13 protein-coding genes are annotated in these 15,757 nt (G+C 74.4%); 5 read left to right on the plus strand and 8 right to left on the minus strand.

Annotation, left to right across the window (positions count from 1 at the left end):
* Positions 1-60: 60 nt before the first annotated feature.
* Positions 61-1,062, minus strand: a complete 1,002-nt coding sequence (locus ABZ885_RS23410; RefSeq protein WP_360191861.1) for an LCP family protein — start codon at positions 1,060-1,062, stop codon at positions 61-63.
* Positions 1,063-1,226: 164 nt separating this feature from the next.
* Here ABZ885_RS23410 and ABZ885_RS23415 point away from each other — a divergent pair, with 164 nt between their 5' ends.
* Positions 1,227-2,267, plus strand: a complete 1,041-nt coding sequence (locus tag ABZ885_RS23415; RefSeq protein ID WP_360191864.1) for a glycosyltransferase family 2 protein — start codon at positions 1,227-1,229, stop codon at positions 2,265-2,267.
* A gap of 115 nt (positions 2,268-2,382) precedes the next feature.
* Here the strand turns inward: ABZ885_RS23415 and ABZ885_RS23420 are convergent, their stop codons facing one another.
* The 3 genes from ABZ885_RS23420 to ABZ885_RS23430 all read right to left on the minus strand — a co-directional run bounded on the left by ABZ885_RS23420 (position 2,383) and on the right by ABZ885_RS23430 (position 6,490).
* On the minus strand, positions 2,383-4,092 hold the full coding sequence (locus ABZ885_RS23420) for an LCP family protein (protein WP_360191867.1): 1,710 nt from the start codon (positions 4,090-4,092) through the stop codon (positions 2,383-2,385).
* A gap of 214 nt (positions 4,093-4,306) precedes the next feature.
* Positions 4,307-5,662 (minus strand): LCP family protein, encoded by a 1,356-nt coding sequence (locus tag ABZ885_RS23425; RefSeq protein WP_360191870.1) that lies wholly within the window; start codon positions 5,660-5,662, stop codon positions 4,307-4,309.
* A 36-nt stretch (positions 5,663-5,698) separates the two neighbouring features.
* Positions 5,699-6,490, minus strand: coding sequence for a TIGR03089 family protein (locus tag ABZ885_RS23430; protein ID WP_360191873.1), 792 nt, complete (start codon positions 6,488-6,490; stop codon positions 5,699-5,701).
* Positions 6,491-6,594: 104 nt separating this feature from the next.
* Here ABZ885_RS23430 and ABZ885_RS23435 point away from each other — a divergent pair, with 104 nt between their 5' ends.
* Positions 6,595-7,743 (plus strand): N-acetylmuramoyl-L-alanine amidase, encoded by a 1,149-nt coding sequence (locus ABZ885_RS23435; protein ID WP_360191876.1) that lies wholly within the window; start codon positions 6,595-6,597, stop codon positions 7,741-7,743.
* An 18-nt stretch (positions 7,744-7,761) separates the two neighbouring features.
* On the opposite strand, the gene ABZ885_RS23440 is transcribed toward ABZ885_RS23435, so the two are convergent.
* On the minus strand, positions 7,762-8,253 hold the full coding sequence (locus tag ABZ885_RS23440) for an SgcJ/EcaC family oxidoreductase (protein ID WP_360191879.1): 492 nt from the start codon (positions 8,251-8,253) through the stop codon (positions 7,762-7,764).
* 44 nt (positions 8,254-8,297) lie between these two features.
* Here ABZ885_RS23440 and ABZ885_RS23445 point away from each other — a divergent pair, with 44 nt between their 5' ends.
* The gene (locus tag ABZ885_RS23445) at positions 8,298-9,242 is read left to right on the plus strand and encodes a DNA-3-methyladenine glycosylase 2 family protein (RefSeq protein WP_360191882.1); all 945 of its coding nucleotides are present in this window, start codon (positions 8,298-8,300) and stop codon (positions 9,240-9,242) included.
* Positions 9,243-9,263: 21 nt separating this feature from the next.
* On the opposite strand, the gene ABZ885_RS23450 is transcribed toward ABZ885_RS23445, so the two are convergent.
* The 3 genes from ABZ885_RS23450 to ABZ885_RS23460 form a co-directional block, all read right to left on the minus strand.
* Positions 9,264-10,565 carry a coenzyme F420-0:L-glutamate ligase gene (locus ABZ885_RS23450; RefSeq protein WP_360191885.1) on the minus strand — a complete coding sequence of 434 codons (1,302 nt, stop codon included), beginning with the start codon at positions 10,563-10,565 and terminating at the stop codon, positions 9,264-9,266.
* Positions 10,562-11,566: a 2-phospho-L-lactate transferase gene (gene cofD, locus ABZ885_RS23455; RefSeq protein WP_360191888.1), complete on the minus strand. Its 1,005-nt coding sequence runs from the start codon at positions 11,564-11,566 to the stop codon at positions 10,562-10,564. The genes ABZ885_RS23450 and cofD overlap by 4 nt, the downstream gene beginning before the upstream one ends.
* 78 nt (positions 11,567-11,644) lie before the next feature.
* Complete coding sequence (locus ABZ885_RS23460) at positions 11,645-12,307, minus strand: cysteine dioxygenase family protein (protein WP_360191891.1); 663 nt, start codon at positions 12,305-12,307, stop codon at positions 11,645-11,647.
* 607 nt (positions 12,308-12,914) lie between these two features.
* Here ABZ885_RS23460 and ABZ885_RS23465 point away from each other — a divergent pair.
* Both ABZ885_RS23465 and ABZ885_RS23470 read left to right on the plus strand, forming a co-directional pair.
* Positions 12,915-13,187 (plus strand): WhiB family transcriptional regulator, encoded by a 273-nt coding sequence (locus tag ABZ885_RS23465; RefSeq protein ID WP_238862849.1) that lies wholly within the window; start codon positions 12,915-12,917, stop codon positions 13,185-13,187.
* Positions 13,188-13,487: 300 nt separating this feature from the next.
* A partial coding sequence (locus ABZ885_RS23470; protein ID WP_360191894.1) for a glycosyltransferase family 2 protein occupies positions 13,488-15,757 on the plus strand: 2,270 nt, incomplete at its 3' end.

A 15,757-nucleotide genomic window follows, 5' to 3' on the forward strand; every position in this document is an offset into this window, starting at 1 on the left:
AGATGTCGAAGGTGAACAGAAACCGGCCCGAGCGGCCATGTGCGCAACGTGGTCGTTCGATTACCCGGACTGATCCGTCGCCCGCGCCCCGGCCTGGTCCCAGACCACCGTCGAGCCCCACCCGCTCACCGGGTGGTCCAGCTGCGCCAGCGGCACGGTGGCGAAGTCCGCCCGGCCCTCCGACAGTTCCTTCATCCGGGTCGCCAGGGTGATCAGCTCGTCGGCGGTGAGGTCCTTGTCGGTCTTGACCGAGCCGAGCAGGCTGTCCGTCACCCGGGCCAGCCGCACCGGGTTCAGCAGGGTGCCGCTGCTGGTCACCTGGTGCAGCAGCTGGGCGGCGAACTTCTGTTGCCGGTGCATCCGGCCCAGGTCGGAGCTGCCGTCGACGTGCCGGGCGCGGACGTACTTGAGCGCCCCGGCACCGTCCAGGGTGCTGGTGCCGGCCGGCAGGTCGAGCCCGGAGTACTCGTCTTTGAGCGGCTTGGCGGTGCACACCCGCACCCCGCCGACGGCGTCCACGGCGGAGACGAACCCGGCGAAGTCCAGCTGGACGTAGTGGTCGATCCGCAGCCCGGTGTTCTGCTCCACGGTGGCGACGGTGAGCTGCGGCCCGCCCATCCCGTACGCGGCGTTGATCTTGCCCTTGGCGGCCGGGACGTCCTTGCGGGTGGCCGGGTCCCGGTGGGCGGGGATGTCCACGTACGAGTCGCGGGGGATGCTGACCACGCCGGCCCGGGCGCCGTTCCCGGCGAGCCGGACGATCATCATGGTGTCGGTGCAGTGGCAGGACTCGCCCCCGGCGTGCAGCACGTCCTTGAGCGTCCGCTCCGGAATGCCGTCCCGGTCGTCGGTGCCGACCACCAGGAAGGTGGTGGCGCCGTCATCGGCGGGCCGGGCCTGGTCGCCGCTGAAGGCGTCCACCCGGTCGATCGAGCCGAGGCCGTGCAGGACCGCCCAGCCGCCGCCGGAGGTGACGAGGACGCCGAGGGCGAGGCCGGCGGCGAGCCGGCGCGGCCACACCCGGCGCCGTCCGGGCCGGGAGGGGAGGGGGGAGACGGGCATCTCTCGGATGGTAGGGGCGCCCCGGACCGGGCCGGGTGAGGGCACGCCGGGGGTGGGGAGTACGGTGGGCGCGACCGGCGAAACGTTCCTCCGGTGCAGGCTCCGCGGAGCTGCCCAGACCGGGACAAGACGGAGACCCGCCCGCACCGGTACGGTTGGCCCCGATGAACACCAAGGCTGCTGAGGAGCTGCCGGCGGTCTCCGTGATCATGCCGGTGCTCAACGAGGAACGACACCTGCGCACGGCCGTCCGGCACATCCTGGAACAGGACTACGCCGGGCCGATGGAGGTGGTGATCGCCCTCGGTCCGTCCTCCGACCGGACCGCGCAGATCGCCGCCGAACTGACCGCCGAGGACCCGCGGGTCCGGACCGTGGAGAACCCCACCGGTCGCACCCCGGCCGGACTGAACGCCGCGATCCGCGGCTCCAGCCACCCGATAGTGGTCCGGGTCGACGGGCACGGCCTGCTGACCCCCGGCTACATCACCACCGCGGTCCGGCTGCTCGGCGAGATGGAGGCCGCCAACGTCGGCGGCATCATGCACGCCGAGGGCGAGACCGAGTGGGAGAACGCGGTCGCCGCCGCGATGACCTCCAAGATCGGCGTCGGCAACGCCGCCTTCCACACCGGCGGCCTGGCCGGCCCGGCGGACACCGTCTACCTCGGGGTGTTCCGGCGCGAGGTGCTGGAGAAGCTCGGCGGCTACAACGAGGAGTTCATCCGCGCCCAGGACTGGGAGCTCAACTACCGCATCCGCCAGGACGGCGGGCTGGTCTGGTTCACCCCGCAGCTGCGGGTCACCTACCGGCCGCGGCCCAACGTGCGGGCGCTCGCCAAGCAGTACAAGGACTACGGCCGTTGGCGCCGGGTGGTCACCCGGTACCACAAGGGCTCGGTCAACCTCCGCTACCTCGCCCCGCCGGCCGCCTTCCTCGGCGTCACGCTCGGCCTGGTGCTCGGCGCCGCCGTCCACCCGGTCTTCCTCGCCGCGCCCGGCGCCTACCTGCTGGGCATCACCGGCGGTGCGGTGGTCGAGGGACGCGGTCTTTCGGCGAAGGCCAAGGCGCTGCTGCCGGTGGCCTTCGCGACCATGCACCTCAGCTGGGGCTTCGGCTTCCTCACCTCGCCACGCTCGCTGGCCCGCCGGGTGATCGCCAGCCGCGCGCCCTCCCCGGCCAACGTGGTGTCCGAGGTCCACTGAGCCGCCGGGGCCGCCGCCCCACTGCATCCGATACTGCGGACCCGCCCTCGACCGCCCCCGCCACGGGGAGGGTCGAGGGCGGGTCCGTCGCCGTCGCCGGCACCACCGGCCACGGCTACTTCGCGCAGACGTCGGTGTCGTCCGCCTGGACGCGCTGGAGGTCCTTGGGCGCCTCGGTCGGCGCGGCGGCCGGGGTGGCCGGCGCCGCCAGGACGTCCTTGCCGAGCACCAGGACCAGCCCGTCCCTGGCGCCCGCCTTCGGGTCCTCCTTGGCCGCGTCGGCCGGCAGGCCGAGGGCGGCGGCCAGCGCGGCCGCCTCGGCGGCCTTCCCGGCCGGGTAGGAGACCGAAGTGGTCGGCGTGGCGGGCGCGTTGGGCGCGGTCGCGGCCCTGGCGAAGCCCTTCGCCTGGAGCTTGTCGACGGCCTGCTGCGCCTGCCCGGGCGTCCCGCTGCCGTTGCGCACCGTCACCCGGACGTCCTTGGCGTCCACCGCGGGGGCGGCCGGCGGGGGCGTGGTGGCCGCCGGGGCGGAGGCCGCGGGCGATCCGGGCGCGGCGGGCGCGGCCGGGGCGGCGGTCTCGGTCAGCGAGCGGTCGTTGGCGACCAGCGAGAAGACCTGCCCGGCTTCCGGCTGCTTGAGCACCAGCCGGTTCTCGTCCTTCGGGTCGTCCAGCACCGGCGCGGTGGTGAAGGTGATGTTCCTGGTGTCGACCTTGCTGACGTCCAGCGCCAGGTCCTTCAGCTTGTCGACGCTGCCGATCCCGTCGTCCACCGTGAGCGCCTTGGTGGCGGCGTCGGCGAGCTTCCACAGCTTGGCCGGGTTGGTCAGGGTGTCACTGCTCTTGATCGAGCGGATCATCGAGCTGATGAACTGCTGCTGCAGCGGGATCCGGGTGAGGTCGCCGCCCAGGCCGACGGCGTGCCGGGTGCGGACGAAGGCCAGCGCCTCGTCGCCCTGCACCACGTGCCGTCCCTTGGTCATCTTCAGGTGCGAGTCCGGGTCGTTGATGTCCTTGGCCGCGCACACCTCGACCCCGCCGACGGCGGCGGAGAGCGTCTTCACGGCCTCGAAGTTGACCATCACGAAGTGGTCGACCCGGATGCCCGTCATCTTCTCGACGGTCTTCCAGGTGCAGCCCGGATCGCGGCCCTCCTGCCCGAGGCTCTCGTTGAACATCGCCCGCGCCGAGCCGGGGATCTTCTTCCCGGCCGTGGTCTCGCAGTCCGGGATCGGCACCATCAGGTCGCGCGGGATGCTGACCACGGTCGCGTTGCTGCGGTCCTTGGCGACGTGGAAGAGCAGGGTGGTGTCGGCGTGTCCGGTGCTGCCCTCGTCGCCGTACTGGCGGCCCAGGCCCTCCCGGCTGTCGGTGCCGATCACCAGGATGTTCAGCGCGTCCCCGGCCGGCTTCGGCCGCTCGGCCTCGCTGCCCAGCTGCACCTTGACGGCGGTGATGTTGCTGTTGAAGTGCTGGTACGCGTAGTACGCGCCGCCGCAGCCGGCCATCAGGACCAGCGCGCCGGCCCCGGCCGTCCACTTCAGCACCCGCCGCCGGCGGTTGCGCTTGGCGGCGGCCCGGCGGTGAGCGGCCCGGCCGCCCGGGCGGCCGGACCCGGGGGCGGCCTCCGGTGCGGGGGCGGCCCCGTCGGCGGGCCCGGGAGCCGCGGTCCGGCGGCGTTGCGCCGGGATGCCCGAGGCGGGGTCGGGCCGGTGGTGCCCGGGCTCCGGATCGAACGCGTCCCCCCAGCCGTCGGGCGGGGAGACCCTCGCGCCGAAGGGGTCCACCTGGTCGGCGGGGGACGCCTCCTGCCTGTCCTGCTGCACGGGGGTTCCCTCCCTCCGACCGGTCCACGGGCCGGGCGCAAGCCGCGCACCGACCCGGACACACTAGACGAGCCGGGTGGGGGAATTGTTCCTGATGTGATCTCCGCCATGTCCGGAAACGGCAATTCACCGGGTATTCGAGGGCCCTGGGAATTACCCGGGAATGCCTGCGGAGATCATGATCCGCCCACGAAGGGGTGGTCCTGACCTGCGGTCAATGGACCGTGCAGGCGTCCACATCGGCCGTGCGTCCCTCGAAGGAGGGCGGTGCGGTCGGGGAGGGGGACGCCCCGGCGGTGCGGCCCGGTCCGGCCCCCGTCGACGGTCCGGAGGCGGTGCTCGCGAACGTCGTCGCGGACACCGCGGCGGACACCGCCGGGGAGGCCGTCGCGGCCTCCGGCGGACCCGCCGTCGGACCCGCCGTTCGGCCCGGGGTGGCGGAGGTCGTCGCGCCCGCCGTCGCGCCCGGGGTCGCGGCCGGCGGGCGGACGGCGATCAGCCGGTCCTCGCGCAGGGCCGTGAACAGCTCGGTGGTCTGCGGCTGCACGAACTCGTCCCGGTCCGAGTCGTAGCGGTACGGGCGGCGCGGCGCGGTCAGGAACACCATGTCCGCGGACGGGATGCCGCGCAGGTCCTGGGTCAGGTCGTACAGCGCGCCCAGCGAGGAGAGCCCGCCGTCGGCCTTGACCGAGGAGGTCGCCGCGTCCAGCACCGGCCAGAGCTTCGCCGGGTTCAGCAGCACGCCCTGCGACTCCACCTTGCGGAGCAGTGCGGCGAGGAACTGCTGCTGACGGCCCATCCGCTGGGTGTCGCTGCCGTCCCCGAGGGTCTCCCGGGCCCGGACGTAGCCGAGCGCCTGCTCGCCGTGCAGGGTCTGCCGCCCGGCCGGGAGGTCCAGCTTGGCGTCCTTGTCGTGGATCGCCTTCGGCACGCAGACCTCGACCCCGTCGACGGCGTCCACCATCGCCTTGAACCCGGTGAAGTCGAGGATCACGTAGTGGTCGATCCGGATGCCGCTCAGCTGCTCGACGGCCCGGATCGAACAGGCCGGGCCGCCGGTCTCGAACGCCGAGTTGAACTGCATTAGCGCGGGCTTGGTCCGGGTGCCGTCCGCCTTCTCACAGGACGGCACGGTGACCATGACGTCGCGGGGGATGGAGACGGCGGTCGCGTGCCGGTGGTCGGCCGCCAGGTGCAGCAGGATCGTGGTGTCCGAGCGCTGCCCGCCCACCGCGCCGTACGAGGCGTTGGTGCCGGTCCGGTCGTCGCTGCCGATCAGCAGGATGTTCTGGGCGCCCTTGGCCCCGGAGGTGCGGCTGGGCCGTTCGGCCTCCAGCCGGGCCAGCAACCGGTCGGTGGCGGAGTCGGTCTGGATGTTCCCGTCGAGCTTGCGGTACGCGATCCAGAGCAGCGTGCCGCACGCGACCAGCAGGAAGGCGAGCACGCCGGCGGTGATCATCAGCCACCGCCGGCGCCGCCGTCGGGGTGCGGTCGGGGAGTCCGGGTCCGCGGGGGCGTCCCCGGGAGGAGGAGGGGCGGTCGGGGGGTGCTCGGTGTCGTCCTCGGCCATGGCAGGGATCCCTACCCGCCGGGCCGGAGCGGGCGGTTACCCGAGGCGGAGTGTCACCCGTTCGGATTCGGTCCGCTTCTCCCACTGCTCGGCGCTCAGGCTCTCGGAGTTGCGGCAGAGCACCACCGAGGCACCGGCCGCGAGCGGGGCCAGCAGGCCGGCCTCCAGACCCGTCCAGTCGTCGTACGAAAGGGTGGAGAGCACCCGGTCGCCGGCCGTGACGCCCAGCCGCGCCGCGCCCTCCCGGGCCAGCTGCACGGTCTGTTCGCCGGTCAGCTTCAGCGGCAGGCCGTCCACCTCGGTCTCCAGCGCGGGCGCGTCCGGCGTGACCGGGGAGTACGGCGCGAACCGGTCGCCCTGGCCGGGCACCTCGGCGGCGTAGTCCAGGAACCCGTCCGGGCGCTGCGGGAAGCGGCCGCCCAGCGGGCGCAGCGCGAGGGCCACCCGCTCGCCCCCGCACGCCTGGGCGGACTCCAGGCCGTCCGGGCCGCTGACCACCAGGTCGGCCTCGCCGGGCGCGCCGCCGGGCACCGCCGTCACGCCGACGGACCAGCAGGCCAGCAGCCAGACGGCGCTCTGCCAGTGGGCCGGCAGCAGCAGCGCGGCGCGGTCGCCCGGTCCGGCGTTCAGCTCGTCCTGGAGGAGGTTGGCGGTCTTGGCCACCCAGTTGTCGAAGGTCCGGGCGGAGAGCTCCACCCGTTCGCCGGTGGCGTCGTCGTAGAACGTGACCAGTGGGGCCGCGGGGTCGACTGAGGGAGTGCCACCTCGCAGGTATGCGTGCAGCAGCTCGACGGGGGTGCGGGCATCGGCAGCGAAAGGCGCAGTCATGGTGCGCCCCAGCCTACGGCCTTCGGCCGGGCGACCGGGAGGGGTGCCCGAGCGGGGGTGAACTGGCGTGGCGTCAGAAGCGGTTTGTCGTCAATATCCCTTTTATGCGTATCTCACTTCTCGCCGGTGCCGCCGCTGGCTGCGCCGCCGCCCTGTTCCTCCAGCCCCTGGCCGTCGGCGCCGCGGCCGACCCGGCACCGACCCGGCAGACCTCCGCCGGTGGCGGATCGGTGACGACCCTCCCGCTCGCCCACAGCGAGCACGGATCCTCCAAGCGCAGCACCAAGCCCTTCTCGCTCGTCGGGGTCAGCTGGGACGACCCCCGCGGCTCGCTGGAGGGCGGCTCGGTCCGGGTCCGGACCCGCAGCATCGCCACCGGCGCCTGGAGCGACTGGTACCACCTCGACATCGACGGCGAGGACGCGCCCGACGAGCGGGACGGCCGGGCCGGTGCGCGGGGCGCCTCGACGCCGCTCTGGACCGGCCCCAGCGACGGCGTGGCCATCGAGGTCACCCCCGGTCCGCGCGGAGTGCCCGCCGGGCTGCGGGCCGAGCTGGTCGACCCCGGGCGCGGCGCCGCCGCCGCGTCCACCGTCCCGCGCACCCTTCCGGCCGAGTCGTCACCCGCCCGGAGGGCCGACCACGAGGCACCGCGGCCGGGCATCGTCACCCGGGCCGGCTGGGGCGCCGACGAGTCGCTGCGCGACCCGGGCTTCGTCTACACCGGGCCGGTCCGCGCGGTCTTCGTCCACCACACCGCCACCGCCACGGACTACGCGTGCAGCGACGCGCCGCAGATGATCCGGGCGATCTACCAGTACCACGTCCAGAGCAACGGCTGGCGGGACATCGGCTACAACTTCCTGGTCGACCGCTGCGGCACCATCTACGAGGGCCGGGCCGGCGGGGTCGACCAGCCCGTGTTCGGCGCGCACACCCTCGGCTTCAACACCGACAGCACGGGCGTCGCCGCGCTCGGCACCTTCACCTCGGACGGCCCCGAGCAGTCCCTGGTCGACGGCGTCAGCAAGATCGCCGCCTGGAAGCTCGGCCTCACCGGCCAGGACGCGGGCGGCAGCACCAACCTGACCTCCGGCTCCTCGCAGAGCCGCTACCCGAAGGGCACGGTGGTCTCCTTCGCCACCGTCTCTGGGCACCGGGACGCCTTCGCGACGGAGTGCCCCGGCGAGGGCCTCTACGACCGGCTCGGCGACATCCGCTCCTGGGCCTCCCACCTCCAGGGCCGCAGCTGACGCCCTCCCCGACCCCCGCTACACCGGCCCCGGACCTCGCCCGATCAAGGCCCGCAGCTCCGCTGTGAGCGCCCGGGCGAGGTCCGGCCGGAGGTCGTAGCGGGCCGGGGTGTTCTGCATCAGCGCGATCCGCCACCCGGCCCCCGCGTTGACCGCGATCACCGTCTGCAGGGCGTTGAGCGCCGGATCGAGGTCCTCGGCATCGTCCGGAACCAGCCCCGCGACGGCGTCCAGCTGCACCACCCCGGGCCCGAGCGCCCGGACCCTGCGCACCCTGGCGACGTACTCCGGCGTCGCGTGGTCGGTGAAGACCCGCCCCAGCTCGGCGGCGATCACCGACCGCCCGGCGTACCGGGTGCCGTCGAAACCGATCACCTCCCCCTCCTCGGCGAACGGCCCGGCGAAGGCCGCGCCGTCCCGGAGGTTCCAGCCGTCCAGTGCCCGGTGGTAGAGCGCGCGGACGGCGCTCTCGTCCGCGGGGGACAGCTCCGGCAGCCGCGTATCGTTCATATCCCCATGGTCGGCGAAGGCGGTGGAGCCGGACAGCGGAGGAGATGCACGTGGTGACGGGCGACGCGGCGACCGGGCCGGCGACGGTCCGCCGGTGGCGGCCGGGCTTCCCGCTGGACGCGGCCCGCACGCTGCTCCCTCTGCGGCGCGGTCCCGCGGACCCGGCGTACCGGACGACCGGCGACGGTGCGGTCTGGCGGGCGTCCCGGACCCCGGCCGGCATCGGCACGCTGCGGGTGCTGGCCCGCCCGGCCGAGGGGGCGGTCGAGGCGAGCGCCTGGGGCCCGGGTGCGGACTGGCTGCTGGACCGGCTGCCGGCCCTGCTCGGCGCGGAGGACGACCCGGCGGGCCTGGTGCTGCCGCCCGGGCCGCTGCAGGACGCCCAGCGGCGGGCGGCCGGGGTGCGGCTCACCCGGACGGGGCTGGTCCTGGAGTCACTGGTGCCGGCGGTCCTGGAGCAGAAGGTCACCACCGCCGAGGCCTACCGCGCCTGGCGCACCCTGCTGCGGGACTTCGGCACCCCGGCGCCCGGGCCGGCCGAGGGGATGCGGGTGGCGCCGTCGGCCCGGGAGTGGGCGCTGATCCCCAGCTGGGAGTGGCACCGCGCGGGCGTCGACCCGAAGCGCTCGGCGACCGTCCAGCGCGCCGTCCGGCTGGCCCCCCGGCTGGAGGAGGCGTCGTCGATGGACCCCGCCGAGGCCTTCGCCCGGCTGACCGTCGTCCCGGGCATCGGCATCTGGACGGCCGCCGAGACCCTCCAGCGCAGCAACGGCGACCCGGACGCGGTCTCGGTCGGCGACTACCACCTGCCCAACCTGGTCGGCTGGGCCCTGGCGGGCCGCCCGCGCAGCGACGACGCGCAGATGCTCGCCCTGCTGGAGCCCTACCGCCCCCACCGCCACCGCCTCTGCCGGCTCCTGCTGGCCACCGGCACCCACGCCCCCCGCTACGGCCCCCGCCTGGCCCCCAACGACCACCGGAACCGGTGACCGCCAGCCCTCGGGCAGGCCTCAGCGCACCTCGATGAAGGCGTCGGCGCTGCGGGCTGGGCGCTCGCGGGGCGGCTCGGCGGGGCGGCCGACGGCGACGGCGCCCATCGGGTCCCAGTGGGCGGGGAGGCCGAGCGCGGCGCGGACGGTGTCGCGGCAGAACATGGTGGAGGAGACCCAGGCGGAGCCGTAGCCCTCGCCGGTGAGGGCGACCAGCAGGTTCTGCACGGCGGCGCCCATCGCGACGGTGAACATCTCGCGTTCGGCGGTGGCGCGGCGCGCGTCGGGGTAGTCGTGCGAGCCGTCCGTCACCAGGCAGGGGACGACCAGGTACGGCGCGGCCCGCAGGACGTCGCCGCGGGTGGTGCGGCGGGCGATCCGGGCGTCGTCCCAGCCGTCGAGCTCGCGCAGGTCGCGCTGCCACGCGGCGAGCATGGCGTCCAGCAGCCCGGTCCGGGCCTCCGGGGACTCCAGCAGCACGAACCGCCAGGGCGTGGTGTGGTGCGGGGCAGGGGCGGTGACGGCGGCGGCGACCGCGCGGCGGACGGCACCGGGGTCGACCGGGTCGGGGCCGAAGGCGCGGATGGTGCGCCGCAGGGTGACGGCCTGGCGCAGGGCCTCGGAGGTGCCGAGCCGGAACATGTCGTCGGTGGCGGGGCGGACCAGCGGCCGGGTGCCGTCACCGTCCTCGGCGGTGACCAGGTGGCCGAGGCCGCGGACGACGGCGACCGGGGTGCCGGTGGCCTTGCCCTTGACCAGGTCGGCGGCGGCGGCCAGCTCGTCGGCGGTGGCGGTGACGGTGAGCGCCAGCTCGTTGCCGTGGCTGTCGTTGCGGCCCCGGTGGTCCTCCAGGACGGGCAGCCCGGCGGCGCCGATGGCGACGTCGGTGAGCCCGTTGCGCCAGGGCCGGCCGAAGGTGTCGGTGACGACGACGGCGAGCCGGCGCCCGGTGAGCTGCTGGAGGCGGGCGCGCAGGGCGCGCGCGGAGGCGTCCGGGTCCTCGGGCAGCAGCAGCACGGTGCCGGGGGCGGTGTTGGAGGCGTCGACGCCGGCGGCGGCCATGACGAAGCCGTTGCGGTTCTCGACGATCCGGACCGGGCCGCGGCGTGCGACCACCCGGACGGTCTCGGCGTCGATCGCGGCCTCGCGGTCGGTGGCGTGCAGCACCCGGCCCTCGGCCTTGCTGACGACCTTCGAGGTGACGAGCAGGATGTCGCCGTCCTCGTAGTCGGCGGCCTTGGCGATCAGCGCGCCGAGGTCGGTGCCGGCGTCGACCTCCGGCAGGCCGCCGACCGGGATGACCTGGAGGGCGGCCGGGTTCACGCGCGGACCTGCTCGGCGAGCGCCAGGGCGGCCCGGGCCATGTCGGCGGTGGCCGCGACGTCGGTCATCAACAGCGGGACGGCCCGGCAGGCGATCCCGGCGGCCTCGACCGCGGCGACCGCCGCCTCGTCCGCGGTGTCCACCAGCCAGCCGTCGAGGACGCCCTCCCGTCGCCCGGCCCCGCCCGTGCTGCCCGGCCGCGCCGCCCTGCTGCCGTAGTCCAGCGCGACCGCCTCCGCGGTGGCCTCGACGCCGACGGCGGCGAGCACCTTGTCGGCCATGCCGCGCACCGGTGCCCCGCCGATGATCGGCGAGAGCCCGATCACGGGTGCGGAGGCCGCGGCGACCGCGGCCCGGATGCCCGGGACGGCGAGGATGGTGCCGATCGAGACGACCGGGTTGGACGGCGGGAAGAGGATCACGTCGGCGGCCGCGATGGCCTCCAGCACGCCTGGCGCCGGCTTGGCGGTGTCCGCGCCGACCGGGATGACCGCCTCGGCGTCGACCTCGGCGTGCAGCCTGACCCAGTACTCCTGGAAGTGGACGGCCCGGGTGCCGGCCTCGTCCGTGATCTTCACGTGCGTCTCGACCCGGTCGTCGCTCATCGGCAGCAGCCGCACGCCCGGCTGCCAGCGCACGCAGAGCGCCTCGGTGACCTGGCTCAGGGTGTACCCGGCGGTGAGCATCTGGCTGCGGACGAGGTGGGTGGCGAAGTCGCGGTCGCCGAGGCCGAACCACTCGGGCCCGACGCCGTACTCCTTCATCTCGGCCTTGATCGACCAGGTCTCGTCGGTGCGGCCCCAGCCCTGTTCCTCGTGGATGCCGCCGCCGAGGGTGTACATGACGGTGTCGAGGTCGGGGCAGACCTTCAGGCCGTAGAGGTGGATGTCGTCACCGGTGTTGCCGATGACGGTGATCTCGTCCTCCGGACCGATGGCCTCCCGGAGTCCGCGCAGGAAACGCGCTCCGCCGATCCCGCCTGCCAGTGCCACGATGCGCATGCGCCCATCCTGCCACGGCGCGACGGGTCGTCAGCCCGACCGTCGACCGGCCGCCGGCCGGTGCCGCACCGCCCGCCGTCAGCGGGCCTCGGCCTGCTCCTGCGGGAGCTGCCCGGGGACGGCGGTGCCGCCGTACTGGTTCATCTCGGTCAGGCCCGGCGTGTAGAGGTGGATGGAGACGGCCGGTTCCAGCGCGCCGTTGACCACCTCGTGCAGGTACCCGGGGGAGAACACCCTCCCCCAGCCTCCGGCCGGGGGGACCCCCATCCCGCCGGCGCGCAGGGTCCGGACACTCTCGCCGGCGAGGGTGAGGGAGCGCTCGGTCAGCTCGCCCCGGACGACGGTCATCACGCCGGAGGAGGTGCCGTGGTCGTGGAAGCCGCTGCTCTGGCCGGGCAGCCAGCTGAGCAGCCAGACCTCGTAGCCGGGACCGGTCTCCAGCCGGGCGTACCAGCGGGTGAGCGCGTCGTAGCGGACCAGCGGCTCCCAGCGCGTCCGGTCCTCGGCGATCTCGCGGACCAGCCGGGCGTAGCCGGCGACGGTGGTGGGGTGGCCGGGCAGGTCGGTGCGGGCCAGGTGGGGGAAGGCGAGCGGGTCGCCGGCGATGGAGACGTCGCTCAGGCCGTCGGCCCAGGTGCGGACGGGGGAGGCGGCGGCCGGGGGAGGGGTGGTCGGCGCGAGGGTGCGGCGGGCGGTCTTGTTGCGGTCGCGGTTCCGGTTGCGGAGGCGGGTCATTCGCACGGGGTCGTCCTCGGAGTACGGCTGGTTCGACGGGGATCAGCCGGATCCGGGATGTCCTGGGGCGGGAATCGCGGGCGGCCTCTGTGCTTCCTGGGCGGCGCGCGGTGGGACGCGGGCGCCTAGATACAGCAGGAACAGAGGCGACAACAGGAGTTCACGGCACGGCGGAGCGCGGAACCGCTCCGGGGGCTGGTGAACTCTGACATAGGGGAAAGGAGACCGCACCCGGTGGCCCGGTGTCAAGCGAGGATCTGGGGCATTCGGGCAAGTTGGCTATGAAGTACCCGATGGGGTGATAAATCACCCTCTATGTTTCGATGAGAAGATCGCCGGGAAGGCAGGCCGATGACCGGCTTGTGATGGTGACTGCGTGTCACGCGGTGGATGGTTGCGGATGGTTCGGCGGCGTCCGGGTGATAAGTCCGATGTGTCCGGATATGTACACTATTCGTAACAGCTTGGTGCCAGGGAGTGAATCCCGGCCCCAATACCAGAGCTCGGCTTGACTGGGCCAGAGTGACGCAACTGTAATTTCACTCGTGTCGTCGGCCGCACGAGGCAACGGCAACCACGGGGACGCCAAATAGGGGCAGAGGAGGCGCGCCACATGAGCGAGCTCTTTGAGCTGTTGATCGGTGACGGCATCGAGGAGGACGAAGAGGAACTCGGTTGGCAGGAGCGCGCGCTGTGCGCCCAGACCGACCCCGAGTCCTTCTTCCCGGAGAAGGGCGGCTCCACCCGCGAGGCCAAGAAGGTCTGCCTCGCGTGTGAGGTCCGCTCCGAGTGCCTGGAGTACGCCCTCGCCAACGACGAGCGTTTCGGCATCTGGGGCGGCCTCTCCGAGCGTGAGCGCCGGCGGCTCAAGAAGAGCGCGGTCTGAACGGGTCGGCCCCTGGCCCTGCTGACCCGCCGACAACCACACAGCCGTACGGGCGCCTCACCGCCGTGGTGGGGCGCTTTCGTGTTCCCGGGCCCGCCCGCGCGATCCCCGGGCCCGCCCGCCCGGTGCCGGTGCCGCTTTCGTGAGCCCGGTGCCGGGGCGGGCCCACCGGGCGCCCGTCGTCCACAGCCTCTCCACGGGCACCGCGGACGAAGCGGTCACCCGGAGCCGTTAGTGTGGTGCGCCATCCGGTTGCCGTTCACCGGCTGTGTCCACCGAGAACTGGGGCCCGCGCACTCGATGACCGTCTACAGCCACCAGAGCGGCTTCACCGCTGCCAGGCCGCCCGCCTACCCGCGCCACCTGGTCACCGCCGTGATCGTCTCGCACGACGGCGCCCGCTGGCTGCCGCAGGCCCTGGCCGGCCTGCTCGGCCAGGACCGCCAGGTCCAGCGGGTGCTCGCCGTCGACACCGGCTCCACCGACACCTCGCCGCAGCTGCTCGCCGACACCCTGGCCGACTGGCTGCCCGAGAGCGGCCCGACCATCCTGAGCCGCCGGGCCGGCTTCGGCACCGCCGTCGGCGAGGCCGTCTTCAACAGCCCGCCGCTGCGCCCGGAGGACCTCCCCTACCGGCTCGACCCCTCCGGGTACGACCCGGTCACCGGCGGCTGGGACGACTTCGGCGACCCGCTCGGCCACGAGGACGACCTCGGCCGCGGCGGCCCGCGCGAGACCCAGCCGGTCGAGTGGCTCTGGCTGCTGCACGACGACTGCGAACCGCAGACCGACGCCCTGCGCCGGCTGCTGCAGGTCGCCGACTCCACGCCCAGCGCCGCCGTCGTCGGCCCCAAGCTGCGCAGCTGGTACGACCGCCGGCAGCTGCTGGAGGTCGGCGTCACCATCGCCCGCTCCGGCCGCCGCTGGACCGGCCTCGACCGCCGCGAGCAGGACCAGGGCCAGCACGACCAGGTCCGCCCGGTGCTCGCCGTCTCCACCGCCGGCATGCTGGTGCGCCGCGACGTCTTCGAGGAGCTCGGCGGCTTCGACCGCGCGCTGCCGCTGATGCGCGACGACACCGACTTCTGCTGGCGGGTCAACGCCGCCGGCCACCGCGTCGTGGTCGCCCCCGACGCCGTGCTGCGGCACGCCGAGGCGGCCAGCCGCGAGCGCCGCGCGATCGACTGCGCCTCCTCCCACCCGCACCGGGTGGACAAGGCCGGCGCCGTCTACACCCTGCTCGCCAACTCCAAGGGCGTGCTCTTCCCCTACGTCCTGCTCCGCCTGGTGCTCGGCACCCTGCTGCGGGTCGTCACCAACCTGCTCGGCAAGGACCCGAAGCAGGCCTTCGACGAACTCGCCGGCCTCGGCCACGAACTGGTCCGGCTGCCCCGGCTGCTGCTCGCCCGCAAACGCCGGGCCCGGACCAGGGCCGCCGACGCCCTGGACGACCGCACGCTCTTCCCCGCACCCGGCGCCACCGCCCGGCTCGCCGTCGAGGGCGCGATCAGCTCCCTCGGCATAGGGGGGGCCGACGACTCCGGCGGCCGGCACGGCTCGGTCGAGGCCGGCCCGGGCGACGAGGACTCCGAGGACCTGGTCGTCGAGCAGTTCGCGCTGATCAAGAAGCTGGCCCGGCGCCCGGCGCCGGTGCTCTTCGCCGCCCTGCTGGTCTTCGCGCTGGCCGCCTGCCGCGGCCTGCTCGGCGGCGGGGACCTCTTCGGCGGCGCCCTGCTGCCCGCCACCGGCGGCGCCGGCGGCCTCTGGTCGATGTACGCGGACGCCTGGCACCCCGTCGGCACCGGCTCCACCACCGCTTCGCCGCCGTACCTCGGCGTGCTGTCGGTGCTCTCCTGGCTGCTGTTCGACCACGCCGACCTCGCGGTCACCCTGCTGGTCGTCCTCACCGTGCCGCTCTCCGCCGTCAGCGCCTACCTGGTCTCCCGGCCGCTGCTCGACTCCAAGCTGGTCCGCGCCTGGGCGAGCGCCACCTACGCGCTGCTGCCCGCCGCCACCGGCGCGCTCGCCCAGGGCCGGATCGGCACCGCCGTGCTGGCCGTGCTGCTCCCGCCGCTGGCCCGCGCCGCCGCGATCGGCGCCGGCCTCGGCATCCGCGCCGAGAGCGCCGCCAAGGGCGCCCGGCCCGGTTGGCGGCCGGTCTGGATGACCGTCCTGCTGCTCACCCTGGCCACCGCCTTCGTCCCGCTGGTCTGGGCACTGGCCGTGCCGCTCTGCCTGGCCGCGCTGGCCGCCGCGGTGGTCCGCGGCGGGGCGTTCGGTTCCGGCGGGGAGGCGCTGCGCCTGCTCGGGCTGCGCGTCCTGGTGATCCTCGCGCTGCCGGTGGCGGTGCTCGCGCCCTGGTCGCTGCAGGTGCTCGCGCACCCGCAGCGGCTGCTGCTGGAGGCCGGCCTGCCCGGTCTGCACGGCGGCGGTGCGAGCGCGCTCGGACTGGTGCTGGTCAACCCCGGCGGCGCCGGCGTGCCGCCGGTCTGGCTCTCCGCGGGCGTGGTGCTCGCCTCCTGGCCGCCGCCCGGCGGTAGCAGCGGGCGGGCCTCCACGCTGCCGTCCTC

Source organism: Kitasatospora sp. NPDC047058 (genome assembly GCF_040643935.1).
GTDB lineage: Bacteria > Actinomycetota > Actinomycetes > Streptomycetales > Streptomycetaceae > Kitasatospora.